Annotated in this window: 16 protein-coding genes; 1 reads left to right on the forward strand and 15 read right to left on the reverse strand. The window is 70.4% G+C overall.

Annotated features, from left to right (window positions below):
• Position 1: 1 nt before the first annotated feature.
• From ACYBYQ_RS15505 to ACYBYQ_RS15545, 9 genes are all read right to left on the reverse strand, one after another.
• Positions 2-706 (reverse strand): class II aldolase/adducin family protein, encoded by a 705-nt coding sequence (locus tag ACYBYQ_RS15505; RefSeq protein WP_459615182.1) that lies wholly within the window; start codon positions 704-706, stop codon positions 2-4.
• Positions 707-733: 27 nt separating this feature from the next.
• On the reverse strand, positions 734-1,672 hold the full coding sequence (locus ACYBYQ_RS15510; RefSeq protein WP_459615184.1) for a helix-turn-helix domain-containing protein: 939 nt from the start codon (positions 1,670-1,672) through the stop codon (positions 734-736).
• 134 nt (positions 1,673-1,806) lie between these two features.
• Positions 1,807-2,814, reverse strand: a complete 1,008-nt coding sequence (locus ACYBYQ_RS15515; protein ID WP_459615185.1) for an NADPH:quinone oxidoreductase family protein — start codon at positions 2,812-2,814, stop codon at positions 1,807-1,809.
• A gap of 10 nt (positions 2,815-2,824) precedes the next feature.
• Positions 2,825-3,268 (reverse strand): PaaI family thioesterase, encoded by a 444-nt coding sequence (locus ACYBYQ_RS15520; RefSeq protein ID WP_459615186.1) that lies wholly within the window; start codon positions 3,266-3,268, stop codon positions 2,825-2,827.
• Positions 3,265-4,941 (reverse strand): class I adenylate-forming enzyme family protein, encoded by a 1,677-nt coding sequence (locus tag ACYBYQ_RS15525; protein WP_459615187.1) that lies wholly within the window; start codon positions 4,939-4,941, stop codon positions 3,265-3,267. The genes ACYBYQ_RS15520 and ACYBYQ_RS15525 overlap by 4 nt, the downstream gene beginning before the upstream one ends.
• A gap of 43 nt (positions 4,942-4,984) precedes the next feature.
• The gene (locus tag ACYBYQ_RS15530; RefSeq protein WP_459615188.1) at positions 4,985-5,764 is read right to left on the reverse strand and encodes an SRPBCC family protein; all 780 of its coding nucleotides are present in this window, start codon (positions 5,762-5,764) and stop codon (positions 4,985-4,987) included.
• Complete coding sequence (locus tag ACYBYQ_RS15535; protein ID WP_459615189.1) at positions 5,764-8,151, reverse strand: xanthine dehydrogenase family protein molybdopterin-binding subunit; 2,388 nt, start codon at positions 8,149-8,151, stop codon at positions 5,764-5,766. Before ACYBYQ_RS15535 ends, ACYBYQ_RS15530 begins: the two co-directional genes overlap by 1 nt.
• A gap of 2 nt (positions 8,152-8,153) precedes the next feature.
• Positions 8,154-8,633, reverse strand: coding sequence for a (2Fe-2S)-binding protein (locus ACYBYQ_RS15540; protein ID WP_459615190.1), 480 nt, complete (start codon positions 8,631-8,633; stop codon positions 8,154-8,156).
• Positions 8,626-9,522: an FAD binding domain-containing protein gene (locus ACYBYQ_RS15545; protein ID WP_459615191.1), complete on the reverse strand. Its 897-nt coding sequence runs from the start codon at positions 9,520-9,522 to the stop codon at positions 8,626-8,628. The genes ACYBYQ_RS15540 and ACYBYQ_RS15545 overlap by 8 nt, the downstream gene beginning before the upstream one ends.
• Before the next feature lie 147 nt (positions 9,523-9,669).
• Between ACYBYQ_RS15545 and ACYBYQ_RS15550 the strand changes: the two genes are divergently transcribed.
• Positions 9,670-10,572 carry a polysaccharide deacetylase family protein gene (locus ACYBYQ_RS15550; RefSeq protein WP_459615192.1) on the forward strand — a complete coding sequence of 301 codons (903 nt, stop codon included), beginning with the start codon at positions 9,670-9,672 and terminating at the stop codon, positions 10,570-10,572.
• A gap of 67 nt (positions 10,573-10,639) precedes the next feature.
• Here the strand turns inward: ACYBYQ_RS15550 and ACYBYQ_RS15555 are convergent, their stop codons facing one another.
• The 6 genes from ACYBYQ_RS15555 to ACYBYQ_RS15580 all read right to left on the reverse strand — a co-directional run bounded on the left by ACYBYQ_RS15555 (position 10,640) and on the right by ACYBYQ_RS15580 (position 16,165).
• Positions 10,640-11,080: a MaoC family dehydratase gene (locus ACYBYQ_RS15555; protein WP_459615193.1), complete on the reverse strand. Its 441-nt coding sequence runs from the start codon at positions 11,078-11,080 to the stop codon at positions 10,640-10,642.
• A 135-nt stretch (positions 11,081-11,215) separates the two neighbouring features.
• The gene (locus ACYBYQ_RS15560) at positions 11,216-12,775 is read right to left on the reverse strand and encodes an acetolactate synthase large subunit (RefSeq protein ID WP_459615195.1); all 1,560 of its coding nucleotides are present in this window, start codon (positions 12,773-12,775) and stop codon (positions 11,216-11,218) included.
• A gap of 164 nt (positions 12,776-12,939) precedes the next feature.
• The gene (locus ACYBYQ_RS15565) at positions 12,940-13,665 is read right to left on the reverse strand and encodes an amino acid ABC transporter ATP-binding protein (protein ID WP_459618799.1); all 726 of its coding nucleotides are present in this window, start codon (positions 13,663-13,665) and stop codon (positions 12,940-12,942) included.
• A 32-nt stretch (positions 13,666-13,697) separates the two neighbouring features.
• Positions 13,698-14,390, reverse strand: a complete 693-nt coding sequence (locus ACYBYQ_RS15570; RefSeq protein WP_459615196.1) for an amino acid ABC transporter permease — start codon at positions 14,388-14,390, stop codon at positions 13,698-13,700.
• Between the two features lie 33 nt (positions 14,391-14,423).
• Positions 14,424-15,215 carry an ABC transporter substrate-binding protein gene (locus ACYBYQ_RS15575; RefSeq protein WP_459615197.1) on the reverse strand — a complete coding sequence of 264 codons (792 nt, stop codon included), beginning with the start codon at positions 15,213-15,215 and terminating at the stop codon, positions 14,424-14,426.
• A gap of 41 nt (positions 15,216-15,256) precedes the next feature.
• Positions 15,257-16,165, reverse strand: a complete 909-nt coding sequence (locus ACYBYQ_RS15580; RefSeq protein ID WP_459618800.1) for an arginase family protein — start codon at positions 16,163-16,165, stop codon at positions 15,257-15,259.
• Positions 16,166-16,234: the final 69 nt, after the last annotated feature.

Here is a 16,234-nt window from a genome sequence, read left to right on the forward strand (position 1 = left end):
ATCAGGCCTGTCCGCGGCTCGCCCAGAGATCCCAGGCGCGGTCCATGGGCGCCGGCGGCAGCCTGGCGGCGCGCTCCACCTCGCCCGGAGTCAGCCCGGCCACCGGGCCGAGCGCCATGGCGCGGTACTGGAACTCCGCGTTGTTGCAGGCCGCCACGGCGCGGAACACCAGTTCGCGCAGGCGCGTGCCCACCACGGTGGCGCCATGATGACGCATCAGCACCATCTGGGCTTCCCCCAGGGCGCGCGCCAGCGAAGCGCCCTGCTCGGCGCTGGTCACCAGCAGGTTGGTGTCGCCGAACTCGTCCCGGCTATCCCACAGGGGCACGGTGGCGCCGATCAGCGCGCCATGCTGGAACACCGGCACGATGGCCGCGCCGCTGATGCAGAACGGCATCACCGCCGGGCTGTGGTGATGGCAGATGGCGTGCACGTCGGGACGCAGCCGGTAGATCTCGCTGTGGATGTAGCGCTCGGCATAGTGGCCGCGCGTTTCCTCGTGCACGGGCTGCGCCTGCGCATCGTATTCGATGATGTCTTGCTCCGAGACCAGCTCCGGCGCCCTGGACACCGACAGCAGGAAATTCCCGGGACGCTCCGGGTGCCGCACGCTGACGTGCCCGAAGGCATCCAGCACGCCTTCGCGCGCCAGTATGCGGTTGGCCAGCACGAGTTCGTGGCGGCAGCGGGCTTCGTCCTGATTCATTGCGGCTCCGTGGAAGAATGGGAAAGTTCAGTCCGTCGGCATGGACTTGCGCGCACGCGGCGGCGGCTCGGATTCGGCGCGCGCGACGGCATCCGCGTCCAGCAGCGCACGCAGGTGCGCTGCGGCGGCCGGGCCCTTGATGGCCGTCTTCCAGGCATCCATGACGATCTTCTCGTGCAGCTTGAGCGCCTCGGGGGCGGACGTGAGCATGGCCACGCCGACGCGGATGTTGGGCTGTTCGCCCAGGCGGAACGGGCTGATGGTGAGGGTGCTGCGATCGGCCTGGCGGAAGATCTGGAAACCGTTGAGCGGCAGCACGTCGGTGACCAGGCCGATCTGCACGCCCAGGTTGTCTTCCTCGATGAGGCGCGCCAGGTGCTCGATCTCGGCGCGGGCGAGCGCATGGCGCTCGCGCTGGACCGCGGCCGGCAGGTCGCGCCGGCCCATCAGGCCGTTCTTGAGGAAGCGCGCGATCTGGTCCGCCGAGATCAGGTTGACGATGCTGGGGCGGCGATGCAGGTAGGCGCGCTTGCGCTGGTGCAGGATCTCCATCACCCGGTCCACGTCGGCCAGCAGCCGGGCGCGGTGTTCGCTGTCGTCGGGGATGGACTCGCGCAGCAGCTGCTCCAGCGCCGCCTCGAAGCGTTCGGAAGCCAGCAGGAACGATACCGGGCCGGCCAGCACGATGATCTGGTCGGCCTTCTCCTCGATCTGCCGGGTGCGCTCGAAGTAGCTGACCGCCGAGGCCAGGTATTCGATGCCCACGCCCAGCAGCGTGGGCAGCGAGACCTCGAGCAGGTCGGACAGGCGCTCCAGCGTGTCGATCTTGGCGATCTCGCCCTTTTCGACGCGATACAGCGCGGTGCGCGATATGCCGATGCGCTGCGCCACCTCGTCTGCACTGAAACCCGAGGCCAGGCGAAATGCCTTGACCCGCTGCCCTATCTCTTCATACCGCCAACGCATCAGCAACTCCCGTCGTAACCTGCCGCGGGGGCCGCATCGGCGGCCCGGCCGCTGTCTCCCGGCTGCCCGGCGATCCGCCGGACAGTGCGGATAGTACAACGGTGATCCATTTTTGGTACGCCGCCGACAGCCGTTCAGCGGCCCTGCGGATCGCCATTGGGCACGAGGATCTGGCGCCCGGCCGCGCGGCGCTCGCGCAGCGCCACCAGGGCCTCGGCCGCCGACGCCAGCGGGACCAGCGTGGCCGGCGCCGCGGCCAGCCTGCCCTCGCCGTGCAGGCGGAATATCTCAGCCATGCAGTGCGCCATCTTCCCGGGGGTGCGCTTGCGGTAGTCGCTGACCTGCACGCCGCTCACCTCGATATTCTTGAGCAGCACATAGTTGACCTTGAGCGTGGGGATGCGCCCCGCGGCGAAGCCGATGACCACCAGCCGGCCGCACCAGGCCACCGCGCGTATCGCCGCGTCGAAATAGTCGCCGCCCAGGGGATCGAGCACGATGTCCGCGCCGCGCCCCTCGGTGAGGGCGTGCACCTGCTCGCGCAGGCTGTCGCGCAGGTTCTCGCGCGACAGGTCGATCCAGTCGTGCGCGCCGGCCGCCAGCACGGCCTCGGCCTTGGCCGCGCCCGAGACGCCCGCAATGACGCGCAGCCCGTAGGCGCGCGCCAGCTGCACCGCAGCCAGACCCACGCCGCCGCTGGCGCCCAGCACCAGCACGGTTTCGCCAGCCTGGGCCCGTCCGCGTTCGCACAGGGAGAACCAGGCGGTGTCGTAGGCCAGCGCCATGCTCGCGGCGTCCACGAAGCCCAGGCTGTCGGGCAGGCGATAGCAGTCGCTCGCCTGGGCCAGGGCCAGTTCGGCATAGCCCCCCTGCTCGGCCAGCGTGAGCACGCGGTCGCCCGGCGCCAGGTCCGTCACGCCCTCTCCGACGGCGCGCACGATGCCGGCCGGCAGCTTGCCCGGCACGAAGGGCCGTGGCGGCAGGAACTGGTACTGGCCGGTGACCACCAGCAGGTCCACGAAATTGGCGGCGGCGGCCTGCACGGCAATCAGCACCTGGCCGGGGCCGGGCACCGGATCGGGGATCTCCTCGACGCGCAAGGCCTCCACCGGCCCGAATTCACGTATCAACACTGCTTTCATTGGCTGTCCTTTATGCGTGCGTATCCAGGGTGCTGAAGGTGCCGCGGCCGGCCGCCAGCAGGGGCGCGTCGGCCGCGGCGCGGATTTCCACGTCGACGCGCGCCACGGCGCGCCCCACCTTGAGGGTGCGGGCCGTGGCATACAGGTCGGCCGCGGGCGCGGGGCGCAGGTAATCGATGCGCAGGTCTATGGTGGGCGCCATGCGGCCGGTCTGCACCGCCACGGCCGCGTGGGCGCTGAGGTCGATCAGCGCTGCGACCACGCCGCCGTGCACGGCATCGCTGCCTGCCGCGCGGCCGAATGCCGGCTGGTACGGCAGGCGCACGACCACCACGCCCTGCGCGGCATCGGCGGCCACGGCCTGCGGCCCCAGCACGGCATGGAACGGCGGGTGCGCCAGCTCATGCTGGAGCCGCCGCATGGCTTCGGCGGAATCGGGCGGGACGGCGTTCATGCGCCGCTCTCCTGGGCCGCAGGCCGGAAACGCACCGGCGTGAGCGCCAGCCTGCCGGCGCGCGCGGCTTCCACCAGGTCGCGCTTGTACATCTTGCCGCTGGCCGTGAGCGGAATCTCGTCGAGCGCCACGAAGTACTCCGGCATGTCGTAGCGCGACAGCCCGGAGGCGTCCAGGTGCGCGAGCAGGGTCTCGGCCTCTGCCTGCGCGCCCGGCTTGAACATCACGGCCAGGCAGACCTTCTCCCCGAGCCGTGCATCCGGCACCGGCAGCACGGCCGCGCGCGCCACGGCGGGATGCTGCATGGCCAGGTTCTCGATGCGCGCCGGATAGATGTTGTGCCCGCCGCGGATGATGAGGTCTTTCTTGCGTCCGGTGATCACCAGGTAGCCGTCGGCATCCAGGCGGCCCAGGTCGCCGGTCATGAACCAGCCATGGGAATTGAACGAGGCTTCGGTGGCCTGCTGGTTGTCGTAATAGCCCAGCATCAGGCTGGCGCCGCGTCCGCCGATCTGGCCGACCTCGCCCACCGGCACTTCTTGGTCGGGGTCCTCGGTGGACCAGATGCGCACTTCGTAGCCGGCGCAGGCGCGTCCCGAGGTGTGGATCACACGCTCGGGGGGATCGTCGGGCAGCGTGTAGTGGTGCGAGCATGCCTCGGTCATGCCGTAGCCGCTCTGCGGCGTGACGCCGTGCTCCAGCAGGCCCGCCACCACTTCGGGCGGCGCCGACGCGCCGGAAATGCGGAACCCTTGCAGCCGGCCGATGCGCTGCAGCCCGCGGGCCCGCAGCTCGGCCAGAATGTCGATGGCATGGGTGGGCACGCCGAACAGGAAGGTGGCGCCGGTCTCCACCAGGCGGTCGACCAGGCTGTGGCCGCGCGGCAGGTCGTGCACCACCAGCTCGGCGCCGGTGGCCAGCGCGCTGATCATGGCGCCCAGGCCGAGGTTGTGGCTCAGCGGGCTCATGGTGTAGATCACCGACTCCGGCCCGAAATGCCAGTCGGCGGCAATGGTGCGGGCATTGGCCAGCAAGGTGTTGTCGCTGTGCATCACGCCCTTGGGCTCGCCCGTGGTGCCGGAAGTGAAGGCCAGGTACACCACCCGGTTCGGGTCGGTGGACCTGGGCGCCGCCAGGCTGGCCGGTGCGGCAGCCGGCACGAGTTCCGAAGCGCCGCCCACGCGCTCCAGCGCGATGCACAGGCGCAGCCCCTCCTGGCCGGCCAGGCGCTCGAAGATATCGTGGCGATCGGCATCGGCGCCCCAGCCGCGCTCGCCGATGAAGGCCGCCGCGCGCACGCGCGCCATCAGCGCCTGCACGTCGGCCACGGTGTGGTCGCGGTGCAGCGAGGGGCAGCAGGTATAGCCGTTGCGCGAGCAGGCCAGCCACGCCACGGCGGTCTCGACGCGGCTGGAGGTCCACAGACCCACCCGGTCTCCTGCGCGCAGGCCGGCGGCATGCAGCCGCTCGGCCAGGGCGTCGGCGCACGCCAGCAGTTCGCCGTAGCTCAGGCGGCGCGCGCCGTCGCGCAGCGCATGGCCATCGGGCCGCGCCTCGGCCTGCGCCCGTGCGCAGTCATAGATCGTCTCGCTGCGCCAGTGGCCGGACGCGTAGAACTGCGCGAGCTGCTCGGCGCTGAGCAGGGTGAGGACCGTGTTCTTCTTGAGGGACAAAATCAGACTCCTGGATTGGGACGCGGGACGGCGCGGGCGGCGGTCAGGATGGCCGGCGGCCGAACCAGCCGCGCACCGTGGCCCACAGCGAAGCGAAGAAGAGCGAGAAGCCGCCTATGGGCTGGGCGCGCGCAGGCCCGGCGTGCCGCGACGCCAGCGGGTCGCGGCCCTGGCGCAGCAGTTCGGCCGCGGCGCCGTAGCCCGCGAGGTGTCCGGCCGCGAAGCCCGCCATGTAGCCCTGGCGATAGACCTGGAGGAAATCGCCGCCTGCAGCGGCCGCGGCCGCGGCCGGCATGTCCGGCATGCCGGAGAGGGCAGCCCCCGCCGGCGGCGGCATGCCCGGCACCGCGGCCTCGCCATCGGCGTCGCGGCGCTGCGCGATGCGGGCCTCGAGATTGGCGGCGAACTGGCGGATGATCTGGTTGGCCACGTTCTGGATCAGGCCCACGCCCCGTCCGTACTGCGCCACCGTGCCCGACAGGGCCAGGTCGGTGTCGATCAGGATGAGCGAACCGGCCACGCAGGGCTGGCAGCGAAAGCCGATGGTGGCCTGCGCCCCGCCGCGTCCCTTGGCATCGGAACCCGTGGCCTGGACCGTGGCGGTGCGGGCCTGCGCATCCACGTCCTCGAAACGGGCATCGCACAGGAACACCAGGTTCACCGGCCCCAGCCGCACCGACACCTTGCCCTTGAAGGTGCGCTCGTCCACCACCTCCACCAGCTCGGCGCCCGGCATGCACGGCACCACTTCCCGCACGTCCATCAGGAGCGGCCAGGCCTCCTCGGGCGGCAGCGACACTTCGAAGCGATTGGCGAATTGCATCAGGGTTCTTTCCTTGGAGGCGCGTGCCGCGACGGCCGGCCGGCATCGCCGGCCAGGCAGTCCAGCACCTGCATGGGCATGATGGGTAGACGGACGATGGCGCCGGGCTGGCCGAGCGCGTCGTCGACGGCGGCGGCCACCGCGGCGCCCACGGCATTGGTGCCGCCTTCGCCCGCCCCCTTCAGGCCCAGCGGATTGAGGGGGCTGGGCGCGTCCTCGGTGATCAGCACCTCGACCTCGGGCATCTCGTGCGCCGTGACCATCAGGTAGTCGGCGAAGGTGGTGGACAACGGCTGGCCCGCGGCGTCGTAGGCGAACTGCTCGTACAGGGCGCCGCCCAGCCCCTGGGCCAGGCCGCCGACGATCTGGCCTTCGATCATCTTGGGATTGACGGCGCGGCCCACGTCATAGGCCACGAAATAGCGCTCCACGCGCACGCCGCCCGTGCCGGCATCCAGGCAGACCTGGGCCACGTGTATGCCGTAGGGATAGTTCATGTGCTCGCTGTAGAACCAGCCCTCGGCCGACAGGCCGGGCTCCAGCCCCTGGCTGGTCTTCTGGCCGGGATGGCGGTAGCGCGCCACCTCCGCCAGCGTGACGCCCTCGGCCTGCGGTTCGTCGCGCGGCACCACGCGGCCCTGGCGGACGGTGAGTTCGTCGGGAGCACGGCCCAGCATGCGGGCGGCTGCCTCCAGCGCCTTGGCGCGCACCTCGCGCGCCGCGATCTGGGTGGCCGAGCCGGACATCACCGTGACGCGCGAGGCGTGCGCCCCGTTGCCGAACTCGATCTGGTCGGTGCGCCCCTTGACCACGCGCACGCTGCGGTAGTCCACGCCCAGCTCGTGGGCGCAGATCTGCGCCAGCGCCGTTTCCATGCCCTGCCCCACCGAGCCCGCCCCCGTGACCAGCTCGACGCAGCCCGCGGTGTCCACCGTGAGGCGCACCATGTCGGAAGGCCCCAGGCCCGACTTCTCCACGAACATGGCCAGGCCCAGGCCCACGTGCTCGCCGGCGGCGCGGCGCCGTCGCAGGTCCTGCTGCAGCGATTCCCAGTCCAGCCGGGCCAGCGTCTTGTCGAGCAGGCCGGCGTAGTCGCCGGAATCCAGCACCACGTCGACGCCCAGCGCATCCAGCGGCCGGGTATAGGGCATTTCGTGCTTGCCCACGAGGTTGCGCCGGCGCACCTCGATCGGGTCGATGCCGACGCGCTGCGCGATGGCGTCCATGAGGCGCTCGCGCACGAAGGTGGTTTCGTAGCGCCCCGGCGAGCGGTAGGTGGCGGCCGGGGTCTTGTTGGTGAGGCGATAGTGCGCCGCGACGCGATACGCCGGCACGCAGTAGGGCCCCAGCAGCAGGCCGGCCGACATGTCGGCCACGCGCGGGCCGTGCGTGCGCACGTAGCCCCCCTGGCTGTGGTAGAACACGTTGTCGATGGCCAGGATGCGGCCGTCCTGGTCGATGGCGGCGCGGATGTCGTGGTACTGCTCGCGCGAGTGGTTCATCGCCACGAGGTTCTCGCGGCGATCCTCCACCCACTTCACCGGACGCCGCAGGCGCAGCGCCGCCAGGCACACCAGCACGTCTTCGGGATAGAGCTCGCCGCGCACGCCGAAGCCGCCGCCCACATGGCCTTCGTAGAGGTGCATGCTGGCCGGCGCGCGGCCCAGCATCTTCGCCATCTCGTCGCGATTCCAGTGCGACTTCTTGGCCGCGCCGTACATTTCCAGCACGTCGCGCGCGGCGTCGTAGCGCGCGATGGCGCCGCGGCACTCGAGCGGCACGCCGCTGTGCCGCCCCACCGACAGCGACAGCGAAACCTCGCCCCAGGCCGACGCGAAGGCGGCGTCCACGTCGCCATAGCCCTTGCGGATCACCGTGGGCTCGGTATCCAGGCCTGGCAGGAATTCGCCGGGCGCCTGGCGCGCGTCCAGCACCGGCGGCAGTGCCTCGATCCGCACGGCGACCAGCGCGGCCGCATCTTCGGCGAGATACGGATCGGTGGCGAACACCACCGCCACGGGCTCGCCCACGTAGCGCACGCGCGCCTGGGCCAGGATGGGCTGGCAATAGGGTTCCAGCCCCTGCACCTTGGTGGCCCGGAACGGAATCGGCGGGATGTCGGCCACGTCGGCGCCGGTCCAGACGGCCACCACGCCGTCGGCGCGGCGCGCGGCCTCGGTGTCGATGGCGCGCAGCAGGCCGTGCGCCACATCGGAGCGCACCACCCGCATGTGCAGCTGGCGCGGGAAATTGACGTCGGCCGCGAAGCTGCCCTCGCCGCGCACCAGCGGCGGATCCTCGAGCCGCGGCACCGAGCGGCCGATGACGGCTTCGGCGGCGTCGGCGGCATCCTGGGGCCGCGCCGGCGGCCTGGTCCGGGTATCCATGTTCAGCTTCCCTCCCGCATCGCGGCGCGCGCCTGGCGCACGGCCGCCATGATGTTCTGGTAGCCGGTGCAGCGGCACAGGTTGGACGACAGCGCGTCGAGCAGGTCGGCGTCGCTGATGTCGGGGTCGCGCTCGAGCACGCCGCGCGCCAGCATGAGGAAGCCGGGGGTGCAGAAGCCGCACTGCAGCGCATGCTGGTCCATGAATGCCTGCTGCAGCGGATGCAGGCAGCCGCCGCAGGCCATGCCTTCCACCGTGTCGATGCGCTTGCCCTGGGCCTGCACGGCGAACATCAGGCAGGAGCGCACCGGTTCGCCGTCGACCAGCACGGTGCAGGCGCCGCACACGCCGTGCTCGCAGCCCAGGTGGGTGCCGGTAAGGCCGCATGCGTCGCGCAGCGTGTCGGCCAGCGTACGGCGCGGCTCGACGCGCAGCGGGTAGGAATCGCCGTTGACGTCCAGCGTGATCTCGATCTCATGCATGTGCGGGCTCCTGGCCGCCTTGCGGCAGCCCATGGGCCAGGGCGCGCTGCAGCGCCCTGCCTGCTACGGTGGCGACCAGGCGCCGGCGGTAGCGTTGTTCTGCGGGGTCGGCGTCCACGGGCTCCACCGACTCGGCGGCGGCCTGCGCCGCGGCGGCGACGACGGCGGCATCGGGCGCGCGGCCTTCCAGCATGGCTTCCGCCTCGGCCAGGCGCCGCGGCTTGGCTTCCACCGCGCCCACGCCCAGCCGCACGTGCCGCATGACCCCATCGTGCAATTCCAGCGTGGCCAGCGCCATGGCCTGGGCGAAATCGCCCGCACGGCGGCTGAACTCGTCGAAGCCGAAGCGCGTGGCCGGCGCCAGCCGCGGCAGGCGCGCCGCCACCAGCAGTTCGTCGGGCGCCAGCGCCGTGGCCATGTAGCCCTGGAAGAAGGCCGACGCCAGCACCGTGCGCGTGCCGCGCACGCTGGCGACTTCCAGCCCGGCCTCGAGCGTGGCCGCCACCAGGCACCATTCCGAGGCCGGGTCGGCATTGGCCAGGCTGCCGCAGAAGGTGCCGCGGTTGCGTATGGGCAGGTGGGCGATGTGCCGCACCACGGTGGCCAGCAGCTCGCCCAGCGGCCCCTGGACCACGGGCTGATGGAACGCCGCATGGCGCACACAGGCGCGCACCACCAGGGCGTCGTCCTCGAGCGAGAGCTCGCGCAGCGCGGCGATGCCGTTGATGTCGATCAGGTAGGCCGGCTGCGCATAGCGCAGCGCCATGGCGGGCACCAGGGTCTGCCCGCCGGCGATGACCCTGCCGTCGTGGTCGGCCACGTCGGCCAGCATGACGCAGGCCTGCTCCACCGACGTGGGCTCGTAATAGGCGAATTTGCCGGGCTTCATTGTGGACGGGATCCGACGGGCAGCTGGCCCGTGCTGTTAACGTATTGGGATAATAACCAATTTTGGTACACTGCCGCCAGTCCTTTTCACACTGTTCACCTCGTTCACACCGGCCCGCGTCGGGCCGCCATCCTGCAGGAGGTCCGCATGCTGCTGCCGCACCACAACCGCTATGCCTACAGCCCGATCATCGAGCGCCCCGACTACAGCTGGCCCGAGGGCAAGCGCCTGGCCTTCTACATCGGCCTGAACATCGAGCACTTCGCCTTCGGCGCGGGCCTCACGCATTCCCTGTCCACGCCGCTGCCCGCGCCCGACCAGCGCGCCTTCGCCTGGTGCGACTACGGCAACCGCGTGGGCGTGTGGCGCGTCTTCGACCTGCTGGACGAGCTCGGGCTGCCGGCCGCCCACCTGATCAACACCACCCTGTTCGAATACGCGCCGCAGATCCTGCGTGCCATCCGCGCCCGCGGCGACGAGATCATCGCGCACGGCCGCACCAATGCCGAACGGCACGGCGGCATGTGGGAGCGCGACGAGGCCCGCTTCATCGCCGAGGTGCGCGACGAGATCGCGCAGCATTGGGGGCAGGCGCCGCGCGGCTGGATGGCGCCCTGGATGTCGGTGAGCAAGGTCACGCCGGATCTGCTCGAGGAGGCCGGCTTCAAGTTCGTGATGGACTGGCCGGCCGACGACCAGCCGCTCTGGATGAAGACGCGGGGCGGACGCATCATGTCGGTGCCCTACCCGTTCGAACTGAACGACTCGCCCCAGATGCTGGTGCGCCAGCAGAGCCCCGACGACTTCACGCAGGCCATCGTGGACCAGTTCGAGGAAATGCTGGCACAGAGCGCCAGGCAGCCGGTGGTATGCAGCCTGGCGCTGCACGCCATGGTGGTGGGCCAGCCCTACCGCCTGCGCGCCCTGCGCCGCGCCCTGCAGCACATCGCCCAGCATCCCCAGCGCGACCGCATCTGGTTCACGCGGCCCGGCGAGATCTACGACCACTGCGCGCAATTGCCGGCAGGCACCCTGCCCGAACCGGCCTGACCGGGCGCCCGGCCGCACGGCCTGGCCGGGCCACCGGCTTCGCGCCTGTGCCGGCCTGCCGTCAGGGCTAGTTGCCGGCCAGGTCGAACAGGCTGGTCGCGTCGAGCTCGAGCACCGCCTCGTTGTGCTGGTTGAGCACGATCCACGCCCAGGTGACGATGCCCAGGTCTTCGCGGGAGGAGGAAGCCCGCACGGCATGCACCCGCGCCTCCAGGCGCAGCGTATCGCCGGGCCGCACCGGCACGCGCCAGCGCACCTCGCCCAGGCCGGGCGAGCCGAACGACTCGGAATCATGGAGGATGGCGTCGACGGCCATGCGCATGGCCAGGGCACAGGTGTGCCAGCCGCTGGCGATCAGGCCGCCCCAGCGGCCTTCCTGGGCGCGCTGCACATCGGTATGGAACCACTGCGGATCGTACTTGCGCGCAAATTCCAGGATCTCCTGCTCGGTGACCACGACAGGCCCACCCTGGATCACCATGCCTTCGCGCAATTCGGCAAACTTCATGTCATGAATCCTTGCTGGCCGGCCGCGCCCCGCATGGCGAAGCGCCGCCCGGAAATCTTTCGCACTGCACAATCAGCATAGAGCAAACGCCCGCCCGGCGCAGGCGGGATGTCCGCGCCACGGCCATCCGCGGCGTCAGATGAGCGCTTCGATGAGATAAGGGCCCTTGCGCCCCAGCCCGTCGCGCAGGGCGCGCGTGAAGCCTTCCACCGTATCGGCGCGCACCGCCTCCACGCCCATGCCCCGGGCGACGTGCACCCAGTCGATGCTGGGGTCGTCGAGGTCCAGCATGCGGCGGGCATTGTGGCCGGGCTGCTGCACGCCCACGTTCTTCATTTCGCCATGCAGGGTGGCATACGACCGGTTGGCATAGATGATGGTGAGCACGTCCAGGCGCTCGCGCGCCTGGGTCCAGAGCGACTGCACGGTATACATGCCGCTGCCGTCGGCCTGCATGACGACCACCTTGCGGTCGGGGCAGGCGACGGCGGCGCCCACCGACAGCGGCAGGCCCGCGCCGATCGCGCCGCCGGTGAGCTGCAGCCAGTCGTGCGGCGCGGCAGCCACGTTGTACAGCGCCAGTTCGCGCCCCTGCGTGATCGACTCGTCGCACACGATGGCGTGCTCGGGCAGCATGGCGGCGGTGATGCGGTTGAGGGCGCTGCTGGTCAGGGCGCCCGAAGTGGGCAGGTCGAAATCGATGGCAGGCGCCTGCAGCTGCGGCGCGTCGGGCGCGATGCCCAGCTCGTCGGCCAGCCATTCCAGCGCCTGGGCCAGGTCCTGCTCGGGCGTGGCCATGGTGACGTGGCGGCACGACTCGGCCGCCAGCAGGCTGGGCTTGCCGGGATAGGCGAAGAAGGCCACGGGCGAGCGCGCGCCCACCAGCACGAGGTGGCAGACGTCCTTGAGGAAGGCCACGGCCAGGTCCACCGGGTAAGGCAGGCGCTCCACCGGTGTGCGCGTGATGCCGCGCTCGATGCGGCGATTGGAGGTCTCGGACGCCAGGCGCACGCCCGTGGCCTGCGCGATGCGCCCGGCGGCGGCCAGGGCCCGGCCGCGCAGCGCGGCGCCGCCCAGCAGCAGCATCGTGGCCTGGCCGGAACGGATGGCCTGCGCCGCTTCGCGGATGGCCTGGGCATCGGGCGCGGCCGGCGCAGCCGGCTCGACCGGCCGGGGCGCCGGCGTGTCGGCAGGCAGTTCGGTCCAGGCGGCATCGGCGGGCAGGATGAGGGTGGCGATGTTGCCCGGCGCCTGGCGGGCCACGCGGATGGCTTCGCTGGCGCGGGCCGACATGGAAGCGGCATCGGGAATCCGGCCTACCCAGTGCGACATGGGCGCCGCCACGGCATCCACGTCGCTGGTCAGGGGTGCGTCGTACTGGACATGGTAGGTGGCGTGGTCGCCCACCACGTTGACCATGGGCGTGCGCGCCCGCTTGGCGTTGTGCAGGTTGGCCAGGCCGTTGCCCAGGCCCGGCCCCAGGTGCAGCAGCGTGGCGGCCGGCTTGTCGGCCATGCGCGCATAGCCGTCGGCCGCCCCCGTGACCACGCCCTCGAACAGGCCCAGCACGCAGCGCATGCGCGGCTTGCGGTCGAGCGCGGCCACGAAATGCATCTCGGACGTGCCGGGATTGGCAAAGCAGACATCGATGTCGTTGGCAAGCAGGGTGTCGCAGAGGCTGTCGGCGCCGTTCATGGTGTTCCAGGCAGAGGATTTTGCAAAAGCGCGACCGGCCGGCCGCGCGGGACGTGGATACGCATCATAGGAAGGGAGCCGCCTCGCGGATAGGTCCACTCCGTGCCGCAAGGATAGAACCATTGCCGCGGGCGCGCCAACGCGGCGGCAACCGCGGCCCGCCCTCAGGGCAGGATCTGGCCCAGGAAGGCGCGGGCGCGCTCGGTGCGGGGCGCGCGGAAGAAATTGTCGGGCGTGTCGGTCTCGACGATGCTGCCCTGGTCCATGAAGACGATCCGGTTGCCCACCTCGCGGGCGAATCCCATTTCATGGGTCACGCAGATCATCGTCATGCCGTCGCGGGCCAGCTCCACCATGGTGTCCAGCACTTCCTTCACCATTTCCGGATCCAGGGCCGAGGTGGGCTCGTCGAACAGCATGACCTTGGGCTGCATGCACAGGGCCCGCGCGATGGCCACGCGCTGCTTCTGGCCGCCCGAGATCTGGCCCGGGTACTTGTCGGCCAGCTGGGGGATATGGACCCGCGACAGGTATTCCATGGCGCGGGCGCGGGCCTCGGGCTCGGGCACGCGCTTGACCAGCATGGGCGCCAGCGTGCAGTTCTCCAGCACGGTGAGATGCGGGAACAGGTTGAAATGCTGGAACACCATGCCGACTTCCGCGCGGATGCGCTCGATGCTGGACATCCTGTCGTCGAGCTCGATGCCGTCGACCACGATGCGGCCCTGCTGGTGCTCCTCGAGCCGGTTGATCAGCCGTATGGTGGTGGACTTGCCCGAGCCCGACGGCCCGCACAGGATGACGCGTTCGCCGGGCTGCACCTGCAGCGTGATGTCGCGCAGGACCTGGAACTCGCCATACCACTTCGACACGCCTTCGAACGAGATCATCGGCGCCTGGGGGGTTGCTACGCTCATGTCTTTCATGCCTTGCTGATGTCGTGGTTCTCGCCCGCCCCGCTCCAGTAGCCCGGGATGGTCAGCCGCTTCTCGGAGCGGCGGAACAGGTACGACAGCACGCTGCACATGGCGAAGTAGATCACGCCCACCATGGTGTAGACGGTGAGGGCCTGGAACGTGGCCCCGGCCAGCATCTCGCCGGCGCGCATGAGCTCGTATACGCTGATCACGGCGACCAGCGAGGTTTCCTTCACCAGCACCAGCGCATAGTTGCCCAGCGCCGGGAACACGGTGCGCAGCGCCTGGGGCAGCACGATGCGGCGCAGCCGCTGGGTCTTGTTCAGGCCCAGGGCGCGCGCCGCTTCGTACTGCCCGGAATCCACCGACTGGATGCCGCTGCGGAACAGCTCGGCCAGGTAGGCGCCGAAGTTGAGGGTGAGCCCCAGCACGCCCGCCACGAAGCCGTCCATGACGATGCCCATCTCGGGCAGGCCGTAATAGATGTAGAAGAGCTGCAGCAGCAGCGGCGTGCCGCGGATCACTTCGATATAGAAGCGGGCCGCGCGGCTCAGCAGCCGCGAGCGCGACAGCCGGCACAGGCACACCACCAGCCCGAGCGCGACGGCCAGGATGGCGGAACAGAAGAACAGGGCGAGGGTCCACGCCGACCCTTCGGCCAGGGGCGTGAGGTACATGCGCAGCGTGTCGAGCGTCATGCGGGGCTCCGGTGGGGATTCATGAAGGCCGGCTTACTTGCTGAGCAGGTCCGAAATGCCCCACTTGCGGCCGATCTCGGCCATCTCGCCGCTGCGCTTGATCTCGGCCAGCGCCTGGTTCACCGCGGCCAGCAGCTCGGCATTGCCCTTTTCCACGGCCATGCCCACCTGCCAGATCTTCTGCGGCTTGTAGCTCGTGTCGAGCTTGACGCCCGGGATGTTCTTGCTCTTGATCTGGTAGATGATGCTGGGGGGATCGACGATGCCCAGGTCGATGCGGCGGGCCCGCACGTCGGCCAGCAGCGTGGCATAGTCGGGATAGGTCGATACCTTGGTGCCGGGCATGTCCTTGATCATGTTGAACTGCACGGAATCCACCAGCACGCCCACGCGGCTGCCCTGGATCTGCTCGAAGCTGGCGTAGCTGCGCTCGCTTTTCTCGCTGACCACCACGCCTTCGCCCCATTCGTACACCGGCACGGAGAAATCGATGGCCTTGGCGCGCTCCTCGGTGATGAACAGCGGCGCCGACATGACGTCGGCGCGCCCGGAAGTCAGCGTGGGAATGAGGCCGGAGAACGGCACCTGGATCAGTTCCTGCCTGACGCCCAGCCGCTTGGCCACGGCGGCCCCCACGTCGACCATGATGCCTTCCATCCGGTTCGACGCCGGATTCATGAAGCCGTGCGGCGGCGCCGAGGCGGTGGTGACCACGTTGAGCGTCTGGCCGGCGCGGATCTCGTCGAGCGGCCGGGCCGAAGCGGGCATGGCGTGGGCAAGCAGGCCCGCAACGAGCAGGCCTGCGGCGATGATTCCGGATTTCATGTATTTCCCCTTGTTCACAGAATGGTGCAGCGTCGGCCCGCTCAGGCGGGACGGCCCTGCGGATGACGCTGGATGGCGGCGGCGGCGAGCATGCAGAACTCCTGCATCACCGTGGCCGCCAGGAAAGCGGTGGCGCCGCCCACGTCCTGCGGGGGCGACACCGTATTCACGTCGAAGGCGACGAAATTCAGGCCGACCAGGCTGCGCAGCAGCTCCAGGCCTTCGCGCGCCGACAGGCCGCCCCACTCCGGCGTGCACACGCCCGGCGCGCAGGAGGGATCGAAGATGTCCATGTCGAAGCACAGGTATACCGGCCGGTCGCCGATGCGGGCGCGGATGTCGGCGAACAGGGCCTGCGGATCGCGCTGCATCTCGTCGAACGGCACCACGGTGTAGCCCACTTCGCGGCCGTACTCGACCACGCCGCCCATGAAGGAATTGCCGCGGGTGCCCACGTGGTAGCTGGCGCCCACGTCCAGCAGCGACTCTTCGGCCGCGCGGGTGAACGTGGTGGCCGTGTTGTAGCCCGGGATCGGATAGGTGTCGGTGTGCGAATCGATGTGCAGCACCACGAAGCCCGGATGGCGGCGCGACACGGCGCGCAGCTGCGGCAGCGTGACGGCCCCGTCGCCGCCCATGCTGATCGGGATCGCGCCGGCATCCAGCACGCTGGCCACGGCAGCCTCGATCAGCGGATACGAAGCCTCGGGGTCGCCGGGATGGCAGACCACGTTGCCCAGATCGACCGCGCGCAGGAAATCCGGCGGGTTGTCCACGCCGGCGCGGCGGAAGAGATCGAAAGGCCGCAGCAGGCGCGACTGTTCGCGTATGGCATCGGGCCCCTGGCGCGACCCGACCCGGAACGGGTGGGTGCCGCAATCGAACGGAATGCCCATGACGCAGGCGCGGGGAGCGCCCGCCCCGGCCGGCAGGCTGGACGGCAGCCCCATGAAGCCCGCGACGGGCTGGAAAACTGGCGAAGACGGCTCTGGCACGAAAGGACTCCCGATGAGGCGCGC

The sequence above is a fragment of the Bordetella sp. 2513F2 genome (assembly GCF_054642735.1).

Bases quoted from the DNA above. Each gene is read 5' to 3' on its own strand.
- ACYBYQ_RS15560 (WP_459615195.1), bottom strand. From the start codon at position 12,775: ATGAACGGCGCCGACAGCCTCTGCGACACCCTGCTTGCCAACGACATC.
- ACYBYQ_RS15530 (WP_459615188.1), bottom strand. From the start codon at position 5,764: ATGCAATTCGCCAATCGCTTCGAAGTGTCGCTGCCGCCCGAGGAGGCC.
- ACYBYQ_RS15520 (WP_459615186.1), bottom strand. From the start codon at position 3,268: ATGAACGCCGTCCCGCCCGATTCCGCCGAAGCCATGCGGCGGCTCCAG.
- ACYBYQ_RS15570 (WP_459615196.1), bottom strand. From the start codon at position 14,390: ATGACGCTCGACACGCTGCGCATGTACCTCACGCCCCTGGCCGAAGGG.
- ACYBYQ_RS15540 (WP_459615190.1), bottom strand. From the start codon at position 8,633: ATGCATGAGATCGAGATCACGCTGGACGTCAACGGCGATTCCTACCCG.
- ACYBYQ_RS15575 (WP_459615197.1), bottom strand. From the start codon at position 15,215: ATGAAATCCGGAATCATCGCCGCAGGCCTGCTCGTTGCGGGCCTGCTT.
- ACYBYQ_RS15505 (WP_459615182.1), bottom strand. From the start codon at position 706: ATGAATCAGGACGAAGCCCGCTGCCGCCACGAACTCGTGCTGGCCAAC.
- ACYBYQ_RS15550 (WP_459615192.1), top strand. From the start codon at position 9,670: ATGCTGCTGCCGCACCACAACCGCTATGCCTACAGCCCGATCATCGAG.
- ACYBYQ_RS15545 (WP_459615191.1), bottom strand. From the start codon at position 9,522: ATGAAGCCCGGCAAATTCGCCTATTACGAGCCCACGTCGGTGGAGCAG.
- ACYBYQ_RS15565 (WP_459618799.1), bottom strand. From the start codon at position 13,665: ATGATCTCGTTCGAAGGCGTGTCGAAGTGGTATGGCGAGTTCCAGGTC.
- ACYBYQ_RS15555 (WP_459615193.1), bottom strand. From the start codon at position 11,080: ATGAAGTTTGCCGAATTGCGCGAAGGCATGGTGATCCAGGGTGGGCCT.
- ACYBYQ_RS15580 (WP_459618800.1), bottom strand. From the start codon at position 16,165: ATGGGGCTGCCGTCCAGCCTGCCGGCCGGGGCGGGCGCTCCCCGCGCC.
- ACYBYQ_RS15510 (WP_459615184.1), bottom strand. From the start codon at position 1,672: ATGCGTTGGCGGTATGAAGAGATAGGGCAGCGGGTCAAGGCATTTCGC.
- ACYBYQ_RS15515 (WP_459615185.1), bottom strand. From the start codon at position 2,814: ATGAAAGCAGTGTTGATACGTGAATTCGGGCCGGTGGAGGCCTTGCGC.
- ACYBYQ_RS15535 (WP_459615189.1), bottom strand. From the start codon at position 8,151: ATGGATACCCGGACCAGGCCGCCGGCGCGGCCCCAGGATGCCGCCGAC.